The organism is Streptomyces sp. MK37H (assembly GCF_018035285.1).
GTDB classification, from domain to species: domain Bacteria; phylum Actinomycetota; class Actinomycetes; order Streptomycetales; family Streptomycetaceae; genus Streptomyces; species Streptomyces endocoffeicus.
Genome location: NZ_JAAAYH010000457.1, coordinates 1 through 6,952 on the forward strand (window position 1 = coordinate 1; position 6,952 = coordinate 6,952).

At 74.0% G+C, this 6,952-nt stretch carries 7 protein-coding genes; 5 read left to right on the forward strand and 2 right to left on the reverse strand.

Annotated features, from left to right (window positions below):
- Positions 1-919, reverse strand: a 919-nt coding sequence (locus GWI24_RS37620; RefSeq protein ID WP_210950537.1) for a LacI family DNA-binding transcriptional regulator, incomplete at its 3' end; no start/stop codon positions are given.
- Between the two features lie 272 nt (positions 920-1,191).
- On the opposite strand from GWI24_RS37620, the gene GWI24_RS37625 reads away from it, so the two are divergent.
- Entirely contained in the window at positions 1,192-2,205 is a 1,014-nt protein-coding gene (locus tag GWI24_RS37625; RefSeq protein ID WP_210950538.1) for a cation diffusion facilitator family transporter, read from the forward strand.
- Between the two features lie 36 nt (positions 2,206-2,241).
- Here GWI24_RS37625 and GWI24_RS37630 read toward each other — a convergent pair whose 3' ends face one another.
- On the reverse strand, positions 2,242-2,601 hold the full coding sequence (locus GWI24_RS37630) for a metalloregulator ArsR/SmtB family transcription factor (protein ID WP_210950539.1): 360 nt from the start codon (positions 2,599-2,601) through the stop codon (positions 2,242-2,244).
- A 200-nt stretch (positions 2,602-2,801) separates the two neighbouring features.
- Here GWI24_RS37630 and GWI24_RS37635 point away from each other — a divergent pair, with 200 nt between their 5' ends.
- The 4 genes from GWI24_RS37635 to GWI24_RS37650 form a co-directional block, all read left to right on the forward strand.
- Positions 2,802-4,067 (forward strand): APC family permease, encoded by a 1,266-nt coding sequence (locus GWI24_RS37635; RefSeq protein WP_210950540.1) that lies wholly within the window; start codon positions 2,802-2,804, stop codon positions 4,065-4,067.
- A 224-nt stretch (positions 4,068-4,291) separates the two neighbouring features.
- Positions 4,292-5,689, forward strand: a complete 1,398-nt coding sequence (locus tag GWI24_RS37640; protein ID WP_210950541.1) for an MFS transporter — start codon at positions 4,292-4,294, stop codon at positions 5,687-5,689.
- 59 nt (positions 5,690-5,748) lie between these two features.
- Positions 5,749-6,720, forward strand: a complete 972-nt coding sequence (locus tag GWI24_RS37645) for an NAD-dependent epimerase/dehydratase family protein (protein WP_210950542.1) — start codon at positions 5,749-5,751, stop codon at positions 6,718-6,720.
- A 66-nt stretch (positions 6,721-6,786) separates the two neighbouring features.
- The coding region (locus GWI24_RS37650; RefSeq protein WP_210950543.1) for a carbamoyltransferase N-terminal domain-containing protein at positions 6,787-6,952 on the forward strand (166 nt) is incomplete at its 3' end.

Here is a 6,952-nt window from a genome sequence, read left to right on the forward strand (position 1 = left end):
CGCCCGCGAGGACCTGCCCCAGCAGCTGCAGGCTGAGCGCCCCGGCGCGGGCCATCGGCACGGCGACGCTGGTCAGGGACGGCTGGGACACCTCGGCGAAGGGGATGTCGTCGAACCCGATGACACTGAGGTCCCCGGGCACGCTCAGCCCCAGCGCCCGGGCGCCGGTGAGCACACCGAACGCCATCAGGTCGTTGTGGGCGACGACGGCGGAGGCGCCCGAGGCCATGACGCTCGCGGCGGCGGCGGTGCCGCCCGCCACCGTCTCGGACTGCCAGCCCAGCAACTCCAGCTGCAGCCCGGCGCGTTCGGTCTCGGCGCGGATGAGGTCGACGCGGTGGGCGTTGGACCAGGAGCGCCGCATGCCCTGGACGTAGGCGATCCGCCGGTGTCCGAGGGCGGCGAGGTACTCCACGGCCTGGCGCATCCCGTGGGCGGCGTCGGCGAGCACACAGTCGGTGCCGGACGTTTCGCGGTTGACCAGCACGGCGGGGGTGCGGCCGCAGATGTCGAGCACATCGTCCGCGTCCAGCCGGGGAGAGCACACGACCAGGCCGTCCGCCCGCTCCTTCAGATGTGCGAGGACCTCGCGCTCACGGTCCGGGTCGAGGTCGGTGTCGGCGAGGACGACGGTCTGCCTGCGGTGCCGGCACTCGCCCTGTGCGGCCTTGACGAAGGCCCCGAAGACGGGGTTGGCGATATCGGGGACGACGAGCGCGACGGTGGCGGTCTCGGCCCGGGCCGCGGTGGCGCTCTCGGCGGTGCGCGCCACGGGTGGTTCGTACCCCAGCTCCTGCGCGACGGTCAGCACCTTGCGCAGGGTCTGGGGGCCGAGCCGGCCGGGGTCGCTGAACGCCCGGGACGCCGTGGACAGCGCGACATTGGCGCCTTTGGCGACATCGGTCAGGGTGGGGGCCATGGCAGCCCGTTACCGGTGTGACGAGGTGGGATGGATGAACGGCATGTGGCATGGTCTTCACCGTTGCGCAACCTTGTCAACGCTTGCCAAAACATTGGCAAGACCGGTCGGCGCCGAAGCCTTCCGCGGTCCAGAGTGGCCTTCCGCGGTCCGGAGCGGCCTTTCGTGGTCCGGACGGGCCTTTCGTGGTCCGGACGGGCCTTTCGCGGTCCGGCGAAATCTTCCCCGGCTCAACGGGTGCATGCGTGCGCGTGTATGCACATAATGGCGGCATGGAGTCCCATCACCACGGACACCGGCACCACCACCGCCGGCACCAGCTCGCGCATCTGCTGAAACCGTACTCCCACGAGTCGGCGCAGAAGGTCGACTCCGCGCTGGAGTCCTCGGCCGAGGGCATGCGCGCCCTGTGGCTCTCCCTCGCCGTCCTCGGCGCCACCGCGGTCCTCCAGGCCGCGGTCGTCGTGCTGTCCGGCTCGGTGGCGCTGCTGGGCGACACCGTCCATAACGCCGCCGACGCGCTGACCGCGCTGCCGCTCGGCGTGGCGTTCGTCCTGGGGCGCCGTGCGGCGAACCGCCGGTTCACCTACGGCTACGGCCGGGCCGAGGACCTGGCCGGGATCGTCATCGTCATGACCATCGCCGCCTCGGCGGCCCTGGCCGCGTACGAGGCCGTGGAGCGGCTGCTGCACCCGCGCGCCATGTCCCATCCGGGCGTCGTCGCGGTCGCGGCGGTCCTCGGCTTCATCGGCAACGAATGGGTGGCCCGGCACCGGATCCGGGTCGGGCGGCGGATCGGCTCGGCGGCCCTGGTCGCCGACGGACTGCACGCCCGAACCGACGGCTTCACCTCCCTGGCCGTGCTGCTGGGCGCGGGCGGCGCGGCGCTCGGCTGGCAGTCCGCGGACCCGATCGTCGGCCTGGCCATCACCGCCGCCATCCTGCTCGTCCTCAAGGACGCGGCCCGCGAGGTGTTCCGGCGGCTGATGGACTCCGTCGACCCGGCGGTGACCGACGCGGGCGAGGCCGCCCTGCGCGAGGTCCCCGGAGTGCTCGGCGTGACCGAGCTCCGGATGCGCTGGATCGGCCACCGGCTGCGCGCCGAGGTCACGGTCGAGGTGGACGGTGGCCTGGAACTGCGCGCGGCGCACGATGTGGCGGTCGGGGCCGAACACGCCCTCCTTCACTCGGTGCCCCGGCTGACCGCCGCCCTGGTGCACACCGATCCGGCCCCCGGGCCGGGCGCGGAGGACCCGCATCGCCTGCTGGCCCACCACGCCGGGTGAGTGCCACCGCGTATCGGGTGTCCACTCCGCCGAGGCTCAGTCGTGCGACGGGGCCCCGGTGACCATGTGGTCCGCGTGGTTGACGGCCTCGGTGACCAGTCGGCGCAGATGGCCGTCGTGGAGGGAGTACACCGAGCGGCGGCCCTCCTTGCGCACCTGGACCAGCCCGGCCAGCCGGAGCTTGGCCAGATGCTGGCTGACCGCCGGGCGGGCCGCCCCGCTGGCCTCGGTGAGGGTGTTGACATCCGCCTCGCCCCGGGCGAGGGACCACACGAGATGCAGCCGGGTCGGGTCGGACAGCAGCGAGAAGACATTGGCGGCCGTGGCGAACTGCGCCGCGCCGCTGGGATGCGTATGCGATCGGGTCGCAGTTGATGAGGGTTCGCTGCCCGGCATGCCCCCATCGTAGAGCGGCGGGCGAGGGGCGGATCCCGCTCGGCCCGCACGGTGTCGAGCGGGAAGACCGGCCGAAGCGCGGCCGGTGGCCGGAACCCCGCACCATACTGGAGCACATGCACTACGCCGTCTCCCGCCAACTCCCGCTGCCGCGCGCCCTCGGACCCGCCACCGCCTCATACCCGGGCCGGGGCTGAGCGATGGGGGACACGGCGAACACCCCTGCCGGACCGGGGGAGTTGCGGCGGCGCCTCGGGGTCTTCGACGCGGTCGTGGTCGGCCTGGGGTCGATGATCGGCGCGGGGATCTTCGGGGCGCTGGGGCCCGCGGCGCGGGAGGCGGGGACGGGGCTGCTGCTCGGCCTGGTGGCCGCCGGGGTGGTGGCGTACTGCAACGCCACCTCCTCCGCGCGGCTGGCCGCCCGCTATCCGCGGTCCGGCGGCACCTATGTCTACGGCCGTGAGCGGCTGGGCGACTTCTGGGGGTATCTGGCCGGCTGGGGGTTCGTGGTCGGCAAGACGGCCTCCTGCGCGGCGATGGCCCTGACCGTCGGCTCCTATGTCTGGCCCGCCCAGGCGCACGCGGTGGCGGTGGCGGCCGTGGTGGCGCTGACGGCCGTGAACTACGTGGGCGTGCACAAGGCCGCCTGGCTGACCCGGGCGATCGTGGCCGTCGTGCTCGCGGTGCTGGCCGCCGTGGTCGTCGCCCTCCTCACCTCCGGCGAGGCGGACGCCGCACGGTTGGAGATCGGCGGCGACGCCACCCTCGGCGGGGCGCTGCGCGCGGGCGGCCTGCTGTTCTTCGCCTTCGCCGGTTACGCCCGTATCGCCACCCTCGGCGAGGAGGTCCGCGATCCGGCGCGCACCATCCCCCGCGCCATCCCCCTCGCGCTCGCCATCACCCTGGCCGTCTACGCGGCGGTCGCGGTCGCCGTGCTGACCGTGCTGGGCAGTGGCGGGCTCGGCGCGGCGGGCGCCCCGCTGGCCGACGCGGTGCGCGCCGCCGGGCTCCCGGGGCTGGCGCCGGTGGTGCGGGCGGGCGCGGCGGTGGCCGCGCTGGGGTCGCTGCTCGCGCTGATCCTGGGCGTCTCCCGGACCACCCTGGCCATGGCCCGCGACCGGCACCTTCCGCCCGCGCTGGCCGCCGTGCACCCCCGGTTCGCGGTGCCGCACCGCGCCGAGCTGGCCGTGGGCGCGGTGGTGGCGGTCCTGGCGGCGACGGCGGATCTGCGCGGCGCGATCGGGTTCTCCTCGTTCGGGGTGCTGGCCTACTACGCCGTCGCCAACGCCTCCGCCTGGACCCTCACCCCGGCCGAGGGCCGTCCACCGCGGATCGTGCCGGGGCTCGGCCTGGCCGGCTGTCTGCTGCTGGCCTTCGCCCTGCCGGTCTCCTCGGTGGTCTCCGGCGCGGCGGTGCTGGCGCTGGGGGCCGCGGCCTACGGGGTGCGGCGCGCGACGGGCGCGTAGGTGATCTCCGCCGCTGCTGTGCGCCCGGCCGGAGGCGTCCCTTACCGCCGCTCTGAGCAGGGCATATGCCGATTTGTGAGGAAAGCCACCCCGGGCGGATTCCACGTCCTGGGGAGCCGTCTGTGAGCATGGGTCGTCGCTGACGTACGGCAACCCTGTCAGCCGGGCCCCGGACACGGGCGCTCTTCATTCCCCCGCACCCGGAAACCGGCCCTGACCTCGCCATGACCACCTCCCTGCCGCCCCTCATACCCAGGCCCCGCTCCCCGGAGCGAGGCACACGCACCCCGTGGCGCAGTCTGCGCCACCGCGCCATGCGGTGGTGGTCGGCGGCGAACCTGGTGTCCAACGTCGGCACCTGGATGCAGCTGACCGTGCAGAACCTGCTGGTGCTGCACATCACCGGCTCCGCCGCCACCACCGGGCTCTCCCTATCGGTGCAGGCCGCCCCCGGGCTGCTCATGGGGCTGCTCGGCGGAGCGGCGGTGGACGCCTGGCCGCGCAAGCTCACCGCGGCCGTCAGCCAGGCCGTACTGGGCCTCGTCGCCTTCGTCACGGCCGCCCTGGTCGCGTTCGACCTGCTCAACGTGGTCTCGCTGATGGTGCTCGCCGCGGTGACCGGTCTGGTCGCCACCGTGGACGCGCCCGCCTGCGCCCTGCTCGGCAACGATCTGGTGCCGCCCGACGACGTCCCCTCGGCGATCGCCCTGGGCTCCGTCGTCAGCAGCGCCGGCCGGCTCATCGGCGTGGCCTGCGCGGGGGTCGCGGTGGGGACGCTCGGCACCGCGGCCGCCTACGCCGCCAACGGGCTGTCGTTCCTGTGTGTGGCGGCCGTCATCCCCTTCCTGCGCCCCCACCCGGGCGCGGCCACCGCCGCGGACCCGCCCGCCGCCCGCCGGGACCGGTTCTCCGGTGCCGGTGCCCGGGACGGGATGGCCTTCTTCGTCAAGCGGCCCCGTCTGGTCGCCCTCACCGTGATCACGGCGGTGAGCGCCGTCTTCGGCCGGAACTACGGACTGACCCTGGCGGTTCTGGTCACCGGCCCGCTGGCCGGCAGCTCCGAGGACTTCGGGACCGTGGCCACCGTCCTGGCCGTGGGCGGCATCGCGGGCGCGGTACTCGCCGGGCGGATGCAGCGGCCGTCGGTGCGGATGGTCGGCGCGCTCGCCGCCGCCGGGGCGCTGCTCCAGGCGGTGGCCGGGCTGTCGCCGGGGCTGATTCCGCTGCTGGTGCTGGTGGCCCCGATGGCGGTGGCCGAGTCGGTCTCCGACACGGCCGGTACCACGGTGCTCCAGACCGATCCGCCGCCCGGGATGCGCGGCCGGGTGCTCGGCGTGTGGCGCACCGCCGAGACGGCCTGGGGCCTGGCCGGTCCGCCCCTGCTGGGCCTGCTCATGGAGTGGGCGGGGCCGCGTGGCGCCCTGGTGGCCGGTGGGCTGATCATCGCGGCGGTCATCGGCGCGGGCACGCTGGTCCACGCCCGCCGCACCGCTTCCCGCCGCGTACCGGCCACCGTCGCCGTCGAGCCCGCCGCGGCGGAACGCGCTGCCGCGCCCGTGTCGCACGGGGCCTTTCCCCCATCGGTTGACCTGGTGGGGGGAGGGGTGGGCGATGTGCCCTGATTGCTTCCTTTTGTCGCGGGTACTGGGGTGGGGTCCCAACGCGACGGAAGGGAGGGGCCATGGAGCGATCCGACTCCGCCGTCCCCGTCCGTACCTGGGCGCACGCCGTGGTCACCGGTGGAGCCGGATTCGTCGGTTCGCATCTGTGCGCGGCGCTCCTCGACCAGGGCACGGCCGTGACCTGTGTGGACGATTTCTGCACCGGAACCCCGGACAACGTGGCCCACCTGATGGACCGGCCCGGCTTCACCCTGCAGCACGCCGACGTCACCGAGCCGTTCGAGGTGAAGCGGCCCGCCGATCTCGTCCTGCACTTCGCGTCCCCCGCCTCCCCGGCCGACTATCTGCGGCTGCCGCTGCACACCCTGGAGACCGGCAGCCTCGGCACCCGCAACGCCCTGGCCCTGGCCCGCCGCCACGAGGCGCGCTTCGTCCTGGCCTCCACCTCCGAGGCGTACGGCGACCCGCAGCAGCATCCGCAGAACGAGCGCTACTGGGGCAATGTCAACCCGGTCGGACCGCGCAGCGTCTACGACGAGGCCAAACGCTTCGGCGAGGCCCTGACCTGCGCCGAGGCCGGGACGCACGGCACGGACACCGGCATCGTGCGGCTGTTCAACACCTACGGCCCGCGGATGCGCGGACACGACGGGCGGGCCGTGCCCACCTTCATCCGGCAGGCGCTGGCCGGTGAACCCCTCACGGTCACCGGCGACGGCAGTCAGACGCGCTCGCTCGCCTACATCGACGACACCGTGCGCGGCATCCTCGCCATGGCCGGCTCCGACCTCCTCGGACCGGTCAACATCGGCAACGCGGACGAGATCACCATGCTGGACCTCGCCCACAAGATCATCGAACTGGCCGGTTCGCGCTCCACCGTCGAGTTCATCGGCCGCCCCACCGACGACCCCGCCGTCCGCTGCCCGGACATCACCCTCGCCCGCGGCAAGCTCCAGTGGGCACCGGTCGTCCCCGCCGACGAGGGGCTGGCCCGCACCATCGACTGGTTCCGGCGCCAGGCAGCCTGACCCCTCGCACAACCGCCCGCACATTTCCCTTCCGCCGCGGCCCCGGGCCGCCGAAAGGTCACGCCCATGCGCATCCTCGGCATCAACGCCCTCTTCCACGACCCGGCCGCCGCCCTGGTCATCGACGGCCGTACCGTCGCCGCCGCCGAGGAGGAGCGGTTCTCCCGGCGCAAACACGGCAAACGACCGGTGCCGTTCTCCGCCTGGGAGCTCCCGGAGAAGGCGGCGGTCT